At 71.8% G+C, this 17,386-nt stretch carries 18 protein-coding genes and 1 pseudogene; 17 read left to right on the forward strand and 2 right to left on the reverse strand.

Features of this window, described 5'->3' with window-relative positions; genetic code table 11:
* Nucleotides 1–40: 40 nt before the first annotated feature.
* Entirely contained in the window at nucleotides 41–514 is a 474-nt protein-coding gene (locus M2157_RS12580) for an indole-3-glycerol phosphate synthase (protein WP_280861911.1), read from the reverse strand.
* A 98-nt stretch (nucleotides 515–612) separates the two neighbouring features.
* Nucleotides 613–1,407, reverse strand: coding sequence for a pyrimidine reductase family protein (locus tag M2157_RS12585; protein WP_280861912.1), 795 nt, complete (start codon nucleotides 1,405–1,407; stop codon nucleotides 613–615).
* Between the two features lie 37 nt (nucleotides 1,408–1,444).
* Here M2157_RS12585 and zapE point away from each other — a divergent pair, with 37 nt between their 5' ends.
* The 17 genes and pseudogenes from zapE (at nucleotide 1,445) to M2157_RS12670 (ending at nucleotide 17,318) form a co-directional block, all read left to right on the forward strand.
* Nucleotides 1,445–2,563 (forward strand): cell division protein ZapE, encoded by a 1,119-nt coding sequence (gene zapE, locus M2157_RS12590; RefSeq protein ID WP_280861913.1) that lies wholly within the window; start codon nucleotides 1,445–1,447, stop codon nucleotides 2,561–2,563.
* Between the two features lie 195 nt (nucleotides 2,564–2,758).
* Nucleotides 2,759–3,151, forward strand: a complete 393-nt coding sequence (locus M2157_RS12595; RefSeq protein WP_280861914.1) for a hypothetical protein — start codon at nucleotides 2,759–2,761, stop codon at nucleotides 3,149–3,151.
* 113 nt (nucleotides 3,152–3,264) lie between these two features.
* On the forward strand, nucleotides 3,265–3,843 hold the full coding sequence (locus M2157_RS12600; protein ID WP_280865285.1) for a carbonic anhydrase: 579 nt from the start codon (nucleotides 3,265–3,267) through the stop codon (nucleotides 3,841–3,843).
* A 5-nt stretch (nucleotides 3,844–3,848) separates the two neighbouring features.
* Nucleotides 3,849–5,330 (forward strand): SulP family inorganic anion transporter, encoded by a 1,482-nt coding sequence (locus M2157_RS12605; protein WP_280861915.1) that lies wholly within the window; start codon nucleotides 3,849–3,851, stop codon nucleotides 5,328–5,330.
* Nucleotides 5,331–5,429: 99 nt separating this feature from the next.
* Nucleotides 5,430–6,206, forward strand: coding sequence for a slipin family protein (locus M2157_RS12610; RefSeq protein WP_280861916.1), 777 nt, complete (start codon nucleotides 5,430–5,432; stop codon nucleotides 6,204–6,206).
* 100 nt (nucleotides 6,207–6,306) lie between these two features.
* Nucleotides 6,307–7,674 (forward strand): PhoX family protein, encoded by a 1,368-nt coding sequence (locus M2157_RS12615; protein ID WP_280865286.1) that lies wholly within the window; start codon nucleotides 6,307–6,309, stop codon nucleotides 7,672–7,674.
* Between the two features lie 80 nt (nucleotides 7,675–7,754).
* Nucleotides 7,755–8,685, forward strand: a pseudogene (locus M2157_RS12620) (PPK2 family polyphosphate kinase).
* 21 nt (nucleotides 8,686–8,706) lie between these two features.
* Entirely contained in the window at nucleotides 8,707–10,224 is a 1,518-nt protein-coding gene (locus M2157_RS12625) for an FAD-dependent oxidoreductase (protein ID WP_280861918.1), read from the forward strand.
* A 60-nt stretch (nucleotides 10,225–10,284) separates the two neighbouring features.
* Nucleotides 10,285–11,106, forward strand: a complete 822-nt coding sequence (locus tag M2157_RS12630) for a polysaccharide deacetylase family protein (RefSeq protein WP_280865288.1) — start codon at nucleotides 10,285–10,287, stop codon at nucleotides 11,104–11,106.
* 9 nt (nucleotides 11,107–11,115) lie between these two features.
* The gene (locus M2157_RS12635; protein ID WP_280861920.1) at nucleotides 11,116–11,295 is read left to right on the forward strand and encodes a hypothetical protein; all 180 of its coding nucleotides are present in this window, start codon (nucleotides 11,116–11,118) and stop codon (nucleotides 11,293–11,295) included.
* Nucleotides 11,296–11,311: 16 nt separating this feature from the next.
* Nucleotides 11,312–12,028: an aminoacyl-tRNA hydrolase gene (locus M2157_RS12640; RefSeq protein WP_280861921.1), complete on the forward strand. Its 717-nt coding sequence runs from the start codon at nucleotides 11,312–11,314 to the stop codon at nucleotides 12,026–12,028.
* Nucleotides 12,025–12,627: a TetR family transcriptional regulator gene (locus M2157_RS12645; protein WP_280861922.1), complete on the forward strand. Its 603-nt coding sequence runs from the start codon at nucleotides 12,025–12,027 to the stop codon at nucleotides 12,625–12,627. Before M2157_RS12640 ends, M2157_RS12645 begins: the two co-directional genes overlap by 4 nt.
* A 95-nt stretch (nucleotides 12,628–12,722) precedes the next feature.
* Nucleotides 12,723–13,130: a hypothetical protein gene (locus M2157_RS12650; protein WP_280861923.1), complete on the forward strand. Its 408-nt coding sequence runs from the start codon at nucleotides 12,723–12,725 to the stop codon at nucleotides 13,128–13,130.
* A complete protein-coding gene (locus tag M2157_RS12655; RefSeq protein WP_280865289.1) occupies nucleotides 13,130–13,735 on the forward strand; it encodes a TIGR03086 family metal-binding protein in 606 nt (201 codons plus the stop codon). The genes M2157_RS12650 and M2157_RS12655 overlap by 1 nt, the downstream gene beginning before the upstream one ends.
* Before the next feature lie 369 nt (nucleotides 13,736–14,104).
* Nucleotides 14,105–15,409, forward strand: coding sequence for a DUF692 domain-containing protein (locus M2157_RS12660; protein ID WP_280861925.1), 1,305 nt, complete (start codon nucleotides 14,105–14,107; stop codon nucleotides 15,407–15,409).
* A 178-nt stretch (nucleotides 15,410–15,587) separates the two neighbouring features.
* The gene (locus M2157_RS12665; RefSeq protein WP_280865290.1) at nucleotides 15,588–16,376 is read left to right on the forward strand and encodes a DUF4142 domain-containing protein; all 789 of its coding nucleotides are present in this window, start codon (nucleotides 15,588–15,590) and stop codon (nucleotides 16,374–16,376) included.
* A gap of 99 nt (nucleotides 16,377–16,475) precedes the next feature.
* Nucleotides 16,476–17,318 carry a TIGR04222 domain-containing membrane protein gene (locus M2157_RS12670; RefSeq protein ID WP_280861927.1) on the forward strand — a complete coding sequence of 281 codons (843 nt, stop codon included), beginning with the start codon at nucleotides 16,476–16,478 and terminating at the stop codon, nucleotides 17,316–17,318.
* Nucleotides 17,319–17,386 lie beyond the last annotated feature (68 nt).

The raw sequence follows: 17,386 nt of genomic DNA on the forward strand, positions 1-17,386 counted from the left end.
AAGGCCCCAGCTTATTGCCTGTGGCGACCGCGGCCGGCCCCTAGTCCTTGCTGTGCGAGAACAGCTTCAGCACCGGCACGCCGACCTTGTGCCGCGCTCTCGACGCCCAGTCCCGGTGGAAGAACTCCTCCACGTAGTGGGGATCGGTCAGCACGATCACCTCGTCGGCCCCGATCTCCTCCACCAGCGCCCTGAGCGCGTCCAGCGGATGGTCCTCGATCAGCCGTCCGTCGGCCTGGCTCCCCGAAACCCGCAGCGCCTGGAGAGACACCTCCAGCGCCCGTTCCCCGAAGGGCTTCGCGGCCTGCCCCTCGGGGGTCTCCCGCTCCCGTACGGCCTCGTCCAGCTCGCCCAGCGCCACGTCGTCGATGGCCCGCAGCAGGCGGTCGGCCTGATCCCCCCGCGGCTGGAGCAGCACGTGGAACGCGACCGACTCGTCACCGTGCAAGGTGGTGACGAACTCCACGTCGGCGGACGTCAGGGCCTTCTCGATCATCAAAACGCTTGTGAACACCGGGCGTCCCCTTCTCTACGCTCTGCGGAAACCATCCTGCCCCGTGGTCGCACGGTACTGCCGGATTGAGTGTGCCCGCCGGAAGCAAAGCGGGGCGGTCAGGCCCTGCGGTACCTGCTGTAGAGGAATCCGTCCTCCTCCAGCAGGGAGTCCAGCGCGAACCGTGCCGGCACCGCCACCGACGGCCCCCCGGCGATCCGCTGCGCGTCTCCCGCGGTGAGCATCGGGGACAGGGTCAGACAGAGCTCGTCGAGCACTCCGGCGGCCACCAGCTGGCCGAGCAGCCGGGGGCCGCCCTCGGTCAGCAGCCGGGTGTGTCCCAGCTCGGCGAGCGCCCGTACCGCCCGCGCGGGGTCCACGCCGACGCCGTCCCCGGCGATCACCACGCGCGCTCCCGCCTTCTCGGCCGCGGCGATCCGGTCCGGGGCGGCCGCGGCGCCGGTGAGGATCAGCGTGGGCACCAGGGGCGAGGTGTACAGCGGCAGGGAGAAGTCCAGGTCCAGGCTCGCGGTGACCACCGCGATCGCCGGGACCGGGCCCTGTCCGGCCGCCTCGCGCGGCTCCGCGAACTCGTCCCGTACGCGCGCGGGCCGGTACCCCTCCTGGCGGACCGTTTCCGCACCGGCGATCACCACGTCCGCCAGTGCTCGCAGCGTCCCGAAGATCCGCATGTCGGTCGCGGTGGAGATGGGCTGCGAACGGCCGTCGTGCTGGGCGGCCCCGTCGATCGTGGACACCATGTTGGCGCGCAGCCACACCTCGGGGGTCCCGGGGCCCGGCCCGAGCTCGGGATACGCGTAGGCGGCGGCCAGCTCGGCGAGGCCCCACTCGTGGTCGGCCCCTTCCGGGCTCCGGATCGCTGTCTCGTCGGTCACAGGGAACAGGCGTCGCATGTCGTGCAGTGTGGCACGGCCCTTAGCATGGTGAACCGTGTCTACTTCCCCCGCCGCGTCCGGGTTCGGCTCCATGGCCGACACCGCCCCGCTCTCCCTGTGCGACCGTGAGCCGCACGTCCCCGCGGACCGGCTGGTCGCCGAGATGGTGCCGCCGCCGCGGTTCGACTCGGTGCGTTTCGACACGTACATCCCGGACCCGAACCAGCCCAGCCAGACCGAGGCCGTCCGGGTCCTCGCGGGCTTCGCTGCGGGCCTCTCCGGCGCACACGCGGTCGGCGGCGGCAAGCGCGGCTTCCTCGGTTTCGGAAAGGGGCTCGGGAAGGCCAGGGCGGCCAGGACCCCGGCGGGCCCGCGCGGCGTCTACCTCGACGGCGGCTACGGGGTCGGCAAGACCCACCTGCTGGCCTCGCTCTGGCACGCCACCCCCGCCGAACCCTCCCTCAAGGCCTTCGGCACCTTCGTCGAGCTGACCAACCTGGTCGGCGCCCTCGGCTTCCAGAAGACGGTCCAGACGCTCTCCGGCCACCGCCTCCTGTGCATCGACGAGTTCGAGCTGGACGACCCGGGCGACACCGTCCTGGTCTCGACCCTGCTCGGCAAGCTGGTCGACGCGGGCGTGGCGCTCGCCGCCACCTCCAACACCCTGCCGGGCAAGCTCGGCGAGGGCCGGTTCGCGGCCGCCGACTTCCTGCGCGAGATCCAGGGTCTCGCCGCACGCTTCCACCCCCTGCGCATCGACGGCGAGGACTACCGCCACCGAGGGCTGCCCGAGGCTCCGGCGCCGTTCGCCGACGAGGAGGTCAGCAAGGCGGCGTACGCCACCGAGGGGGCCTCGCTCGACGACTTCCCGAGCCTGTTGGCACATCTCGCCAAGGTCCACCCGAGCCGGTACGGCGCCCTGACGGACGGTCTGAAGGCGGTGTGCCTCACGGATGTCCAGCCGGTGCCGGACCAGTCGACGGCGCTTCGGCTCGTGGTGCTCGCGGACCGCCTCTACGACCGCGAGGTGCCGGTGCTGGCCTCCGGGCTGCCCTTCGACCGGCTGTTCAGCGAGGAGATGCTGAACGGCGGCTACCGCAAGAAGTACTTCCGCGCGATATCCCGGCTCACCGCGCTGGCGCGCGACGCGAAGGGTCTGGTCGAGGGCGCCTGAGGGCCCCTTCTAACGCATCGATTTCACAAGATCAAGAGCCGGTTCGCGCCACGACCCGCCACGCTTCAGCCTCTCTTCAGCTGGAAACGTTAAGTTAACCCTGCAAACAACTTCGCCGGGCTAAGGTGTTTCTTGACCGATCATTGACCAATGCTTGGTCTGGACTAGAAGTGTGAACTGCCGAGAGGGGGGCGCATGTTCCGAGGTGCGACGGTACGGACCGCGCTGGCGGTCCTCACCGCCGTCCTTCTCGCGCTCCCCTTCTTCGCATCCACCGAAGGATTCGCAACCGCGCACACCGTCCGTCAGGCCAAGGCCAAAGCTCAGCCCGGAATCAAGCTCTCCGGCAAGGCGGCGCGCGCCGAAACCTCCGGCAAACGCCACTGCAACCACGTCGGGGACCCGACCGGTCCCCTGCGCACCCGCGACCGGCACCGCGCCGTCGACTTCGCCCCCCAGGGGCCCGAGCGCCCACTGTCGGCTCAGGAGCCGGCGACCCCGCCCCAGCGGGTCGCACCTGGCGATTTCCCCCTGTCGAGACCCTCGACAGCCCACGCACCGGCGTCACTTCAAGTGTTCCGCTGCTGACGGCAGAGCAGTTCCCCACATCTGTTCCCCCACCTGTCATGTAAACCGACGCGCCCTGCGGCGCGCCAGGTAAGCCCGACGCGCCCCCATTGCGCGCCAGGAGGAGTCACCACATGCAGCCCCTCATCGACAACGCCCGCACGTTCGGACAGCGCCCTGAGGAGTTCGCCAAGCTGGCCGAAGGCCAGTCCCCCCAGGTTCTGTTCATCACCTGCTCGGATTCCAGGGTCGTCCCGGCCCTGATCACGGGCGCCCGCCCGGGCGAGCTCTTCGAGCTGCGCACCGCGGGCAACATCGTTCCCCCGTACGCCTCCGAGCCCCCCACCAGCGAGGCGGCCACCATCGAGTACGCCGTGGAGGTGCTGGGCGTCCGCGACATCGTGGTCTGCGGACACTCGCACTGCGGCGCCGTCGGCGCCCTGGTGCGCGGCGACGACCTGGACGCCGTACCGGCCGTGCGCGACTGGCTCAACCACGCCACCCCGCGTCCCGCGGGCGCGGCCGAGGACCCGGCCGTCGCCGACGGCGTGCAGAGCCACGTCCTGGCCCAGGTACTGCGCCTGCGGTCGTACCCCTTCATCGACAAGAAGCTGGCGGAAGAACAACTGACCCTGCACGCCTGGTACTACGAGGTGCACACGGGCGCGGTCCGCGTCCACCGCGCCGAGTCCGACGCGTTCGAGGGCCTGTGATCGCCATGATGACCAAATACCCTCACCTGCGGCAGGACTTCGCCGCCTCCCTGGTCGTCTTCCTGGTCGCGCTCCCGCTCTGCGTGGGCGTGGCCGTCGCCTCCGGTGTGCCGGCCGAACTCGGCCTGGTCACCGGCATCGTCGGCGGTCTGGTCACCGGATTCATGCGAGGCAGCAGCCTCCAGGTCTCCGGCCCGGCCGCCGGTCTGACCGTCCTCGTCTTCGAGGCGGTCGACGAGTTCGGGCTGCCCGCCCTCGGTGTGATCGTGCTGTCCGCCGGAGTGCTCCAGCTCGCCATGGGCGCCCTGAAGCTGGGGCGCTGGTTCCGGGCGATATCCGTCTCGGTCGTCGAGGGCATGCTGGCCGGAATCGGCCTCGTGCTCATCGCCGGCCAGCTCTACTCGGCGGCCGGCCTGAAGGCGCCCACGTCCGGCATCGACAAGATCCTGGGGCTGCCCGGTGCCGCCGTCGACGCGCTCGGCAGCACCACGGCCCTCGCCTCGCTCGCCGTCGGCGCGGGCACCGTGGCGGTCATGGTGCTGTGGAAGAAGCTGCCCAAGAAGGCGCAGACCGTGCCGGGCGCGCTCGCCGCGGTCCTGCTGGCCACCCTGGTCACCCAGGTCTTCGGCCTGTCGATCGCCACCGTCGAGGTGAACGGCCTGCTGGCGTCCATCCAGCCGCCCGGCACCGAGGCGTTCGGCGAGCTGGCCAACCCGGCGATCTTCGGCACCATCCTCGCCTTCACCCTGATCGCCTCCGCCGAGAGCCTGTTCAGCGCCGCCGCGGTGGACCGGCTGCACGACGGACCGCGCACCGAGTACGACAAGGAACTCATGGCCCAGGGCGCGGGCAACGCGGTCTGCGGCGCGCTCGGTGCCCTGCCCATGACCGCGGTCATCGTGCGCAGCTCCGCCAACGTCCAGGCGGGCGCGAAGACCAAGGCCTCCCGGGTCATGCACGGCGTGTGGCTGCTGCTGTTCGCGGCCCTGCTGCCCTCGACGCTGGCGCTGATCCCGCTGCCCGCGCTCGCCGGCATCCTGGTCCACGCGGGCTTCAAGCTGATCCCCTTCCGGGAGATCGTGTCGCTGTGGCGGGGCCACCGCGGTGAGGCGCTGATCCTGGTGGTCACGGCCGTCTCGATCGTCGCGGTGAACATGTTCGAGGGCGTGCTGATCGGTCTGGCCCTGTCGGTCGCCAAGACCGCCTGGGAGGCCTCGCACCTCAAGCTGGAGATCATCGACAAGGGCGCGGGCCCCATCCAGGCGCACCTGTCGGGCAACGCGACCTTCCTGCGGCTGCCGAAGATCCTCGACAGCCTGGAGTCGCTGCCCCAGGACCGGCCCGTGGAGCTGGACCTCTCCGGTCTGCACCACCTGGACCACGCCTGCCGTACGGCGCTGGAGAACTGGGCCGAGCGGCACAGCGCGGTCGGCACCGAACCGGTCCGGGTCACCGAGCCCGAGCCGGTGAAAGCCACCGCTCCGTAGCACTCCCCGCCTGGTCCGGGGCCCGTCGTGGCCCCGGACCAGGCACCGGGCATATCGTTGCAGGAGCAGACATACGGACCTCTGGACGAGGAGGTCGGAATGCTCCAGGAACTGTTGACGGCGGCCGTGGCGGCCGGTGCCGCGGGGTGCGTCTACCTCGCGGCGGCGGCCCGGGTCGTCAAGCAGTACGAGCGCGGGGTGGTCTTCCGCCTCGGGCGGCTCGCGGGTGCGGTGCGCGAGCCCGGGTTCACGGTGGTCGTGCCGATCGTGGACCGGCTGCACAAGGTGAACATGCAGATCGTCACGATGCCGGTGCCGGCCCAGGAGGGCATCACCCGGGACAACGTGACGGTGCGTGTGGACGCGGTCGTCTACTTCCGGGTCGTCGACGCCGCGAACGCCCTCGTCAAGGTCGAGGACTACAAGTTCGCCGTCTCCCAGATGGCCCAGACCTCGCTCCGTTCGATCATCGGCAAGAGCGAGCTGGACGACCTGCTGTCCAACCGCGAGAAACTCAACGAGGGCCTGGAGCTGATGATCGACAGCCCGGCCGTCGGCTGGGGCGTGCAGGTGGACCGCGTCGAGATCAAGGACGTGTCGCTGCCGGACGCGATGAAGCGGTCGATGGCCCGGCAGGCCGAGGCCGACCGTGAGCGGCGGGCCCGGATCATCAACGCCGACGCCGAACTCCAGGCCTCGAAGAAGCTCGCGGAGGCAGCCCAGGAGATGTCCGAGCAGCCCGCCGCACTCCAACTCAGGCTGCTGCAGACGGTCGTGGCGGTGGCCGCCGAGAAGAACTCGACGCTCGTCCTGCCCTTCCCGGTGGAGTTGCTGCGCTTCCTGGAGAGGGCGCAGGAGCACCCGACCGGCAAGTGACGGACAGGGACACGCTACGCGCGTGGTTCCCGCGGGCCGACCCAGGTGATAGACACAGCGACGTCACAGTCCTGTCCGCCAGCAGGAAGGTTGCTCCGCCATGTCCGCAACACGACGTCAGGTCCTGGCCCGCTCCGGCGCCTTGGGCGTGGGCATCGCCTTCACCGGCGCCCTCTCCGAACTCTTCGCCGGCACCGCCGCCGCCCAGTCACTCGGCCACACCGGCTACGGCCCGCTCGTCCCCGACCCGAAAGGCCTGCTGGACCTGCCCAAGGGCTTCCGCTACAAGGTCCTGTCCCGTGAGGGCGACCAGCTCCGCTCCGGTGAGGGCAAGGTCCCCTCCAACCACGACGGCATGACCGCTCTGCCCGGCAGACACGGTCGCGTCCACCTGGTCCGCAACCACGAGAACCGCCCCACCGCGGCCATCGCCGTCCCCACGGTCGAGGGCCTCACCTACGACCCGGCGGGCAAGGGCGGCTGTACGGCCCTCACGCTGGACTCCCGCGACAACGTGCTGTCGGAGCGGGTCGCCATCGCCGGCACCGCCGTCAACTGCGCGGGCGGGCCCACTCCTTGGGGCACCTGGCTGACCTGCGAGGAGACCGAGGACAAGGCCGGCACCAACGGCTACACCAAGGACCACGGCTTCATCTTCGAGGTCGACCCGGTCGACCCGCACCGCTCCGGGGCCGTACCGCTGACCGCGATGGGCCGCTTCCAGCACGAGGCCATCGCGATCGACCCGAAACGCGGCATCGTCTACGAGACCGAGGACGCCTTCCTCAAGCCCTTCGGCCTCTTCTACCGCTTCCTGCCCAACCGGCCCGAGGGCGGCCTCGGTTCACTGCGCGCGGGCGGCCGGCTCCAGGCGATGCGGGTACCGGGCGTACCGGATCTGTCCGCGATCCAGGAGACGGGTGCCTGCTTCGAGGGCGTCGAGTGGGTCGACGTACCGGACCCGCTGGCCACCGAAACCCCCGTCCGGCTCCAGGACTTCGGCCCGAAGGGCATCACCCATGCCCAGAAGCTGGAGGGCTGCTACTGGGGCGGGAAGAGCGTCTACTTCGTCTCGTCGTTCGCGCACAGCGCCGAGGGTTCGGCCGCCGACCACTTCGGGCAGATCTGGCGCTACGACCCCTCGGCGCGCCGGCTGACCCTGGTGATCGTCTTCGGTCCGGACACCGACGTCCAACTGCCCGGCGAGTCCCCGGACAACATCTGCCTCGCGCCCAGCGGCGGTCTGATGGTGTGCGAGGACGGCAACGGCGCCCAGCACGTCTTCGGCGTGACGCGGCACGGCGAGGTGTACGCCATGGCCCGCGGCCGGCAGAACATCGGCACGCCGGAGGCGCCGGAGTGGGGCGAGTTCGCGGGCGTCACCTTCTCCCCCGACGGGCAGACGATGTACGTCAACTGCTACACGCCCGGGACGACCTTCGCGGTGACGGGCCCCTGGCGCCGGTAGCCGCCCCGCACGACGGCCGGCGCGCCCCGGCCCCTCGGCGCGGGATCGAGGGGCCGGACCCGGACCGGAAGGGGTGCCCCATGCCGAAGGAGGGCTCGAAGGGCCTTGGGAAGAAGGAGGGCTCCACGGCCGGCGACGGTCTCGCCCTGCGTGAGCTGCTGCGGGTACCGGGCGGCAAGCCGATGGACCTCGCCGCCCACGACTCCCGGGAGATGCCGGCCGGCCCCCGTGACAGGCAGGCCGGTCTGGCGGCGATGACCGATCTGGCCACCCCGCTCGCCGACCTGCAGGAACGCCTGTGGGCGGCGAGCACGGCGGGCGACCGGCGCCGGGTCCTGCTGGTGCTGCAGGGCATGGACACCAGCGGCAAGGGCGGCACGGTCAAGCACGTCATCGGCCTGTTCAACCCGTCCGGCTGCCGCGTCCACGCCTTCAAGGCGCCCACGCCCAGGGAACTGCGGCACCACTTCCTCCGGCGCATCAAAACGGCCCTCCCGCAAGCCGGTGAGCTGGGCATCCTCGACCGCTCACTCCCCCACGCTCGACTTCGCTCGCGCGGGGGGACCCCCATCGAGGACGTCCTCATCGCCCGGGTCCGCGCCCTCGCCCCGGCCGCCGAGATCGAGCGCCGCTACGACGAGATCAACCGCTTCGAGAAGGCCCTCACCGGCGACGGCGTCACCGTGATCAAGTGCTTCCTGCACATCTCGTACGACGAACAGCGCGACCGCCTGCTCAAGCGCCTCGACCGCCCGGACAAGCACTGGAAGTTCAACGTCTCGGACATCGACGAGCGCGCCCTGGCCCGCCTACCAGCAGGCGTACGAGTTGGCACTGGAGCGCTGCTCCACACCGCACGCCCCGTGGTACGTGGTCCCCGCCGACCGCAAGTGGTACCGCAACTGGGCGGTCAGCCGACTCCTCCTCGAACACCTGTCGGAGCTGGACCCGCGGTATCCGAAGGCTGATTTCGACGTGGAGGAAGCCCGGAGGCGGCTGCTCGAACAGTGAATCCGTGGGTACTCGGGGCGCATGACCGAGAACCGGCACGTCAAGGGCTCGTACTGGCTGGAGACGGCACCCGGCGGACCCCGGCCGCCACTGACCGAGGACCTCGACGTCGACGTGGCCGTGATCGGCGCCGGTATCGCCGGGCTGAGCACGGCGTGGGAACTGACGCGGGCCGGGCGCCGGGTGGCGGTCCTCGAGGCCGGGCAGGTGGCCGCGGGGGTCACCGGGCACACCACCGCCAAGCTGACCGCCCTGCACACCCTGATCTACGACAAGCTGCGCCGCACCCGCGGCCCCGAGGGCGCCCGGCTGTACGCCCGCTCGCAGAGCGAGGCGATCGAGCGGGCCGCCGGGATCGCGGCGGAGCTGGGCGTCGACTGCGACTGGGAGCAGCGCAGTGCCTACACCTACGTCAGTGACGCGAGCCGCGTCGACGAGCTGCGGGCCGAGGCGGCGGCCGCCCGGGAGGCGGGGCTGCCGGCTTCGTTCGTGACGGAGACCGGGCTGCCGTTCCCCGTGGCGGGCGCGGTGCGGGTGACCGGGCAGGCGCAGTTCCATCCGCGCAAGTACCTGCTCGCCCTGGCCGAGGACCTCGTCTCCTCGGGCGCGGCCGTCCACGAGCACACGGCCGTCCTGGGCCTCGAAGAGGGCGAGCCGTGCCGTCTGACGACCGACACGCGGGCGACGGTGACGGCCCGGGACGTCGTGGTCGCCACCCATTATCCGATCTTCGACCGTGCCCTCCTGTTCACCCGGCTCTCCCCGCGACGCGAGCTGGTCGTCGCCGGGACGATCGACCGGGAACGGGATCCGGACGGTATGTACATCACGCCGGAGGAGGGCACCCGCTCGGTCCGTACGGCTCCCTGGGACGCCGACCGGCGCCTGCTCATCGTCACCGGCGAGCACTTCACGCCCGGCACGGGCGACACCCGGAGCCGTTTCGACAGCCTGGGCGCCTGGGCTTCCCGGCACTTCCCCGACGTGGACCTCACCCACGCCTGGGCCACCCAGGACAACGACCCCACGGACACCGTGCCGCTCGTCGGCCCCCTGCACCCGGGTGCCAAGCACACCTACGTCGCCACCGGCTTCGGCGGCTGGGGCATCAGCGGCGGAATCATGGCGGGCCGCCTGCTCGCGGCCCAGATCACCGGCGAGAAGTGCGCGTGGAGCGACCTGTACGACCCGCGCCGCCTGCGCTCGACGGTCCGCGAGGCCCCGACCTTCCTCAAGACCCAGGCACAGGTGGCCCGCCACTTCGTCGGCGACCGCCTGCGCCCCTCGCCCCCGCTGGAGTCCCTCCCGCCCGGTGAGGGCGCGGTCGTCCGGGTCAACGGCGACCGGCTCGCGGTGTACCGGGACGACGAAGGCGCCCTGCACGCCGTCTCCCCGCGCTGCACCCACCTCGGCTGCCTGGTCTCCTTCAACGGGGCCGAGGACGCCTGGGAATGCCCCTGCCACGGCTCCCGCTTCGACACGAACGGCAAGGTGATCCAGGGGCCGGCGACCAAGCCGCTGGAGAGGCGGGACATCTGAGCGGGTGACGTTGCGGCCGGGGTGAGAGGTAAATAGCACAGTTCGCCCTATTTTCATACGGTGATCCCTCTTGTACGACGAGTCACCGCCGCCTGTGTTCTCGGCGCCGCCCTCACCGCCTGCGCCGCCACGCCGCAGCCCGTCCGCCCGGCACCCTCCGCGACCCCTACGGCTCCTTCCGCGCCCCCGACTCTCGCCCCCGGCCCGGGCGGTCTGACCCCCGTCTTCAAGAACGGCTCCCGTACCCACGGCAGGACCGTCGCGCTCACCTTCGACGCCGACATGACGGCGGACCAGGGGGCGCGGGCGGCGGCAGGCGAGCACTTCGACAATCCAGGGCTGATCGCGGCCCTGCGGGCACTGAGGGTGCCGGCCACCGTGTTCATGACCGGGCGGTGGGCCGAGCAGTATCCGGAGCAGGCCCGTTCCCTCGGGCGGGACCCGCTCTTCGAGGTCGCCAACCACTCCTACAGCCACTACGCCTTCACCGGCGACTGTTACGGGCTGCCGACGGTCTCCGGTGACCGGATGCGGGCGGACGTGGAGCGGGCGTACGCGGCGTTCCGGCGGGCGGGGGTGCCGGACGCGAGGCCGTACTTCCGTTTTCCCGGCGGGTGCTACGACCGCCGGGCGCTGAAGGCGCTGACCCCGGTCGGTGTGACCGCCGTCCAGTGGGACGTGGTGAGCGGGGACGCGTTCGCGACGGACGCGGAGGCGGTGACCCGGCAGGTGCTGGAGGGGGTGCGGCCGGGATCGGTCGTGGTCATGCACTGCACGCGCAGTGCCGCGCCGACGACGGAGCGGGTGGTGCGGGCGGTGGTGCCTCAGCTGCGCGAGCGGGGGTTCCGGTTCGTGAAGGTGTCCGAGCTGATCGGGTCCTAGGCTGGAGGTATGAGCGAGGACTACTGCACGATCGGCAACGTGCCGAAGCCTCCGGTCGCCGATGGGCCGCCGTATGCGGAGTGCGTGCTGTGCCGGGAGCCGACGGAGTATCCGGAGTCGTACAAGGGGATCACCCTGTGCCCGGTCTGCGAGTGGCAGGAGGCTCAGCGGACGGCCTGCTCCGGGTGACCTTAGGGTTGTCCGGGTGAGCCACGATGTGACGCCCTCGACCGACAGCCCCTTCCGCTCCGAGCCGACCGCGCGCGACCAGGCACCCCAGTTCGTGCTGCCCCTGGTCGTCCGTATCGAGAAGACGGCTCCGCCTGCTCGCACCGACGCTCTCGAGACCGCCGCCCGCGCGGTTCTCGTCCTGCTCGGCGACGAGCGTTCCGTCGGCGACGGGGAGTGGGCCGAGGTGGTGCGGGACTGGCAGGACGCCCGGATCCGGAAGGTCGTACGGCGGGCCCGGGGCGCCGAGTGGCGGCGGGCCGAGGGGTTGCCCGGGATCACCGTGGCGGGGAAGTCGGCGCAGGTGCGGGTGTTCCCTCCGGTGCCGCTCGACGGCTGGCCGAAGGATCTGGCCAGGCTCCAGGTCTCCGGGACCGATCTCGACGATCCCGAGCCGCCCGTGGAGGCGGACGCGGCGGCTCCCGTCCTGTGGCTCAATCCGGACCTCGGCATGTCGGCGGGCAAGGCGATGGCTCAGGCCGGTCACGGCGCCCAACTGGCCTGGTGGGAACTGTCGGACGAGGAGCGGGCCGCCTGGCGGGACGCCGGGTTCCCGCTCGCCGTACGGGCCGCGGATCCCGCGCGGTGGGGTGAACTCACCACCGGCGGGCTGCCGTTGGTCCGTGACGCCGGTTTCACCGAGATCGCGCCGGGCTCCTGCACGGTCGTAGCGGACCATCCGGCGCTGCGATGACCCGGGTCGACGGACGTGTCGAGCGGGGCAACCGCACCCGTCGGGCAGTGCTGCGGCGGGCCGTCGACATCGCCTCGGTCGAGGGGCTGGAGGCCTTGTCCGTGGGTCGGCTGGCCGGGGAACTGGAGCTGAGCAAGAGCGGGGTGTTCGCTCTGTTCGGATCCAAGCAGGAGCTGCAGCTGGCGACCGTGCGGGAAGCCTCGCGGATCTTCGTCGTCGAGGTGCTGGAGCCGGTCTCCCAGGCGGCCGAGGGCGTCGACCGGCTGCGGGGGCTGTGCGAGGGCTGGCTCCGGTATTCGGAGCAGCGGGTCTTCCCGGGGGGTTGTTTCTTCTTCGGCGTGATGGCCGAGTTCGACGCCCGGGAGGGGCCGGTCCACGACGCGCTCGTCGAGGCCCAGCGTGCCTGGCTCGGCGAGTTGGAGAGGTGCGCCGAGCGGGCGCGGGCCGCGGGTGAGCTGAGCGCGGACACCGATCCGGCGCAACTCGCCTTCGAGGTCGTCGCGTTGATGGAGACGGCGAACGCGATGTCGGTGCTGCACGGCGAGACCACGCCCTACGTCAGGGCCCGGCGGGGTATCGCGTCCCGGCTGCGAACCTGACGCCTGAAGCGCTGCGGGGGTTCGGCCGGTTGCCCGAGTCGTTTCGAGCCCGGAAACTAGTAGCACGATCGTTCGTTTAGTTTTATGGTCGGGGCATGGGTACTCCTCGACGACGCGTCCTTCGCTCCCGCTGGAAGTCCGGCCCCGCCATCCCGCTCGACGACTTCGTGCTCGTCGGTGTCACCGACTTCACCGCCCGCGGCTACGGGCAGTCCGTCGCCGTCGCGCTGGCCGGGATGCGGTTGCGCCGCACCTGGCCGTCGACACCCGGCGCGGTCGGGATGTGGCTGTTCGCGGATCCTCTCCGACGGCGCTCCGGGTCCGTGTCCGTGTGGGCCGACGAGCGGGGACTGAAGGAGTTCACCGGGCGCCCCGACCATGTGCGGATCGTGCGTGCGCATCGCGGACGCGGTGAACTGCGGTCGTTCCGGCGGGAGTTCGAGGAGTTCGACCCCGATGCCGTGTGGGCGTACGCCCTGGACCTGATCACCGAGGAGCGCTGATGGATGTCGTCGAGTTGGACCGGATCGCCGTACAGGAGGCTTGCCGGGTCGTGGAGTCGGCCGGGGACGGCCACGACGGGGTCTGGGAGCGGGAGACCCCCTGCGCGGGGTGGAACCTGCGGCGGCTGGTGGCGCACATGACCGCCCAGCACCACGGGTTCGCGGCCGCCGCTCGAGGCGTGGGCGGCGATCCGGGGTACTGGCGGGAGCGGGAGGGGACGGGCGAGCCTGCCCGTGCGCATCGGGCGGCCGCGGACGCGGTGCTCGGGGCGTTCGCCGAACCGGGTGTTCTCGAGCGGGAGTTCGTGCTGCCGGAGCTGGGCGGAGGGTTTCCCGGCCGCACGGCGATCGCCTTTCACTTCGTCGACTACGTGGTGCACGCCTGGGACGTTGCGGCCACGCTCGGCGTGCGACTCCACCTGACGAACGAAGTGCTCACCGCGGCCCTCGCCGTGGCCCGACGCGTCCCGACGGACCCCACCGCCCGCGGACCGGGCTTCGCGTTCGCACCCGCACTGAAGGTCACGGACGGGACGGGTCCGCTGGAGGAGACACTGCGACTGCTGGGCCGGGAACCGCAGGCATGGCCCGGAACCGGCAAGTGACGCCGCCGGCCGCAGGCCGGGGCCGCGCCACTGGAAGAGACGCCGCCACTGCTCGGCCGTGAACCGCAGGTATGGACCGGAACCGGCAAGTGACGCCGCCGGCCGCAGGCCGGGGCTCACCCCCACAGCTGAAGGCCACGAACCGAGGCCGCGCCACTGGAAGGGATGCCGCGGCTGCTGGGCCGGGAACCGCGGGCGTGGACCGGAAGCGGCAGGTGATGTCGGTGGCCGTGTCGGGGCCGAAGCTCAAATGTTGCTCTGAAGGTCGCCCGGGCACGGTTCGGGCGCGGGGCCCGGGGCCATACCTCCGTCACGCCGAGCGGACGGCGACCGGAGCGGATGCGGGAGAGGCCGAGGAGGGGGCGGACCATGGAGCGACTGGGGACGGGTATCGGATGGCGGCCGGAGATCGCGGACGCGGTGGAGCGCATGCCGGGCATCGACTGGGTCGAGGTCGTGGCCGAGAACCTGTGCCCCGGGCACCTCCCCGAGTCGCTGCGGCGGCTGCGCGAGCGCGGGGTGACCGTGGTGCCGCACGGCGTCTCGCTCGGCCTCGGCGGCGCCGACCGGCCCGACGCGGGGCGGCTTCTCGCCCTCGCCGAGCGGGCCGAGGCGCTGGGCTCGCCGCTGGTCACCGAGCACATCGCGTTCGTCCGCGCGGGCGGCCCGCTGACCGCCTCCCCCCGCCTGGAGGCCGGGCACCTGCTGCCCGTCCCGCGCACCCGGGACGCCCTGGACGTCCTCTGCGAGAACATCCGTATCGCGCAGGACGCGCTGCCGGTGCCGCTCGCCGTGGAGAACATCGCCGCGCTGATCTCGTGGCCGGGCGAGGAGATGACCGAGGGGCAGTTCCTGTACGACCTCGCGGACCGGACAGGGGTACGGCTGCTGATCGACGTGGCCAACCTGCACACCAACCACGTCAACCGCGGCGAGGACCCGGCCGAGGCCCTCGCCGGGCTTCCGCTGGAGGCCATCGCGTACGTCCATGTCGCGGGCGGGTTCGAGCGGGACGGGGTGTGGCACGACAGCCATGCCCACCCGGTGCCGCGGCCCGTCCTCGACATCCTCACCGACCTCGCGTCCCGCGTCTCGCCGCCTGGGGTGCTGCTGGAGCGGGACGAGAACTTTCCCGAACCGGGTGAACTGGAGCGGGAGTTGGGGGCCATCCGGGAGGCGGTGGAGAAGGGCGGCGGTGCACGGGCCGACGGTGCGTGGCGCGCTGCCGCCGACGTGGAGCCGTCGGGCGTCCCGACCGACCCCGCCCGCCAGCGGCTCGCTCTCGCCCAGACCGCACTGCTCTCCGCGCTCGTGGCGGGGACTCCGGTGCCGGAGGGGTTCGACCGGGTGCGGCTGGGGGTGCAGGCCCGGGCGCTCGCGGGGAAGCGGGCGGATGTGGTGGCGAAGGTCGCGCCCGAACTGCCGGTGATCCTCGGGGCGGGTTATCGGCCGGCGTTCCTGGCGTATGCGCAGGGGGCGCCGATGACGGACGGATACCGGCGGGACGCACTGAGCTTCGCCGAACAGCTGCTGCTGGGCGGGGAGTTGGCGGACACGCGGGTGCGACGGGAGCTGCGGGAGTGGTGGCTGGAGCGATCGGGGCCCACGCCGAGGTCCCGAAGGCCGGCGGTGCGGCTGGCTCGGGCCACGCGGAGGGTGTTGCTGCGGCACTGAGGGTGCGGGTGCCCGGGGGTGGGTGTCGCCCACCCGCGCAGGCTGACGGCCGACAGCGGATGCAACCCGCCCCGCGGCGGGCCCCCGCAGCCGACACACGACCTCCACGGACCCGGCAGTAATATGTCAATCCCGCACCTGAATCCCACTAGCGTGCGGTGCCGCAACAGGAGGCACCATGCGACCGCGACCGCCCGTCAAGGGGCGAGGCATCTTCTCCGGCACCGGGGTCATCATCGCCGGACTCACGGCGACCCTCGTGGCGTTGCTCGTCCCGATCTGGTCCTATGCCGACCGCTCCGGCACGGGACTGAGCGTGCTCAACGCCGGGACCGTGACGACGCCGTACGGGCCGCTCTCGGCACTGGACCGGGAATTCGTCACGAAGGTGCGGCTGGCGGGCCTGTGGGAACTGCCCGCGGGACAGCAGGCGGAGCAGAAGGGCACGACGCAGGCCGTACGGACGGCGGGGCAGCACCTGGTCGAGGGGCACACGTTCCTCGACGCACGCGTGCGTGACGTGGCGTCGAAGCTCGGACTCACCCTGCCCAACGAGCCCAGCGATCAGCAGAAGCAGTGGCTCGACACCCTGAACCAGGCCCAGGGTGTCGACTACGACCGCCAGTTCGCCAACATCCTGCGTCTCGCGCACGGCAGGGTGTTCTCGGTCGTCGCGGAGGTTCGCGCGAGCACCCAGAACTCCCTGGTCCGCGCCCTGGCCGACGACGCCAACACCACCGTGCTGGACCACATCAAGATCCTGGAGGCCACCGGGTACGTCGACTTCGGCGCCCTGGCCCGGGACATGGCCACCGGCAGCACGCCCCCGATCACCAACTCCCCGGCCCCGCCCGGCCCGACGACCGACCCGGGCGCGGTCGTCCCGGTCACCCCGTCGCCGTACGCGACGACCTTCACTCTGCCCCCGGCCGCCTCCAGCCCGCCCCCGGTCCCCGTCCCGTCGTAGTCCGCTTCCGGACAAACGGAACGTCACACGCCGACAACACTCCGTCCGGATTGTGAACAGCCCATGGCGCCGCCGGGAGCCTTGGCATAGAAACGCGGCATGTTCTGGGTTCTTCTTCTGCTGCTGGCGTGGGCCGCCGCCGGCACCGCGTGCACGCGGCTGTGCCTGGCCGCCGTACACGCGGCGGCCGCCGACGCGGATGCCCGGAGACATGATCTGACGCTGTACGAGGCCGCGTTCCTGTCGGGCGGCCCGCGGCGGGTCGCCGATCTGACGCTCGTCTCCATGGCCCGGCAGCGACGGCTGCTGCTGGCCCACACCGGCTGGGCGACCGTCGTCGATCCGCGGGGGCGGGACGAGATGGAGCGCACGGTCATCGGGGCCATCGGCCCCGAGGGACAGTCCCGGATCGCGCCGGTGCGCGCGGACGCGGCCTCGGCGGACGCGGTGCGCAGCATCGCCGACCGGCTCGTGGACGCGGGCCTCGCCGTGCCCGACGGCGCCCGGTCCGGCATCGCGGCGGCGGTCCGCCAGGTGCGGCTGGCCTCGGTGGCCGTCGTCGCGCTGGGCGCGATCGCGCTGCTCGTGCCCGCCCCCTCGGAGATGCCGCGGCATCTGGTCGCACTCTGGTTCGCGCTGCCGCTCGCGCTGTCCCTCAGCTGTCTGGCCATCGCGCGGATGGAGGTCCACCCGTACTCACGCTGGGCGTCCCCGGCCGGCCAGCGTCTGCTCGGCGCCCTGTCCCGGCGCACCGGCAGTACAGACGAGCGGACGTATCTCACCTCCGTCGCCGTACGCGGCATCAGCGCGGTCGGCGAACCCGATCTGCGCGCGGCCTTCGCCCATCGTGAGCAGCATCGCGGCCGTCCTCGTGAGGAGTGGCGAGAAGAGCGGCCCGGCGGACACGGCGAGGAGCACCGTCGGCCGCACGGGTGCGACTGAGCTCAATCGGGGGGCGCACGGAGGCATTGGGGCCGACACCGGCGGGGCGGTGCTTGCCTTCCCCCACA

Origin of the sequence: Streptomyces sp. SAI-127, from assembly GCF_029894425.1 — a bacterium.
GTDB lineage: Bacteria > Actinomycetota > Actinomycetes > Streptomycetales > Streptomycetaceae > Streptomyces.

Excerpts from the sequence above, each read along its gene's own strand:
- M2157_RS12660 (WP_280861925.1), top strand. The coding sequence starts at position 14,105 with ATGGAGCGACTGGGGACGGGTATCGGATGGCGGCCGGAGATCGCGGAC.
- M2157_RS12610 (WP_280861916.1), top strand. The coding sequence starts at position 5,430 with ATGCTCCAGGAACTGTTGACGGCGGCCGTGGCGGCCGGTGCCGCGGGG.
- M2157_RS12625 (WP_280861918.1), top strand. The coding sequence starts at position 8,707 with ATGACCGAGAACCGGCACGTCAAGGGCTCGTACTGGCTGGAGACGGCA.
- M2157_RS12665 (WP_280865290.1), top strand. The coding sequence starts at position 15,588 with ATGCGACCGCGACCGCCCGTCAAGGGGCGAGGCATCTTCTCCGGCACC.
- M2157_RS12615 (WP_280865286.1), top strand. The coding sequence starts at position 6,307 with ATGTCCGCAACACGACGTCAGGTCCTGGCCCGCTCCGGCGCCTTGGGC.
- M2157_RS12655 (WP_280865289.1), top strand. The coding sequence starts at position 13,130 with ATGGATGTCGTCGAGTTGGACCGGATCGCCGTACAGGAGGCTTGCCGG.
- M2157_RS12595 (WP_280861914.1), top strand. The coding sequence starts at position 2,759 with ATGTTCCGAGGTGCGACGGTACGGACCGCGCTGGCGGTCCTCACCGCC.
- M2157_RS12635 (WP_280861920.1), top strand. The coding sequence starts at position 11,116 with ATGAGCGAGGACTACTGCACGATCGGCAACGTGCCGAAGCCTCCGGTC.
- M2157_RS12670 (WP_280861927.1), top strand. The coding sequence starts at position 16,476 with ATGTTCTGGGTTCTTCTTCTGCTGCTGGCGTGGGCCGCCGCCGGCACC.
- M2157_RS12605 (WP_280861915.1), top strand. The coding sequence starts at position 3,849 with ATGATGACCAAATACCCTCACCTGCGGCAGGACTTCGCCGCCTCCCTG.
- M2157_RS12585 (WP_280861912.1), bottom strand. The coding sequence starts at position 1,407 with ATGCGACGCCTGTTCCCTGTGACCGACGAGACAGCGATCCGGAGCCCG.
- M2157_RS12645 (WP_280861922.1), top strand. The coding sequence starts at position 12,025 with ATGACCCGGGTCGACGGACGTGTCGAGCGGGGCAACCGCACCCGTCGG.
- M2157_RS12600 (WP_280865285.1), top strand. The coding sequence starts at position 3,265 with ATGCAGCCCCTCATCGACAACGCCCGCACGTTCGGACAGCGCCCTGAG.
- M2157_RS12650 (WP_280861923.1), top strand. The coding sequence starts at position 12,723 with ATGGGTACTCCTCGACGACGCGTCCTTCGCTCCCGCTGGAAGTCCGGC.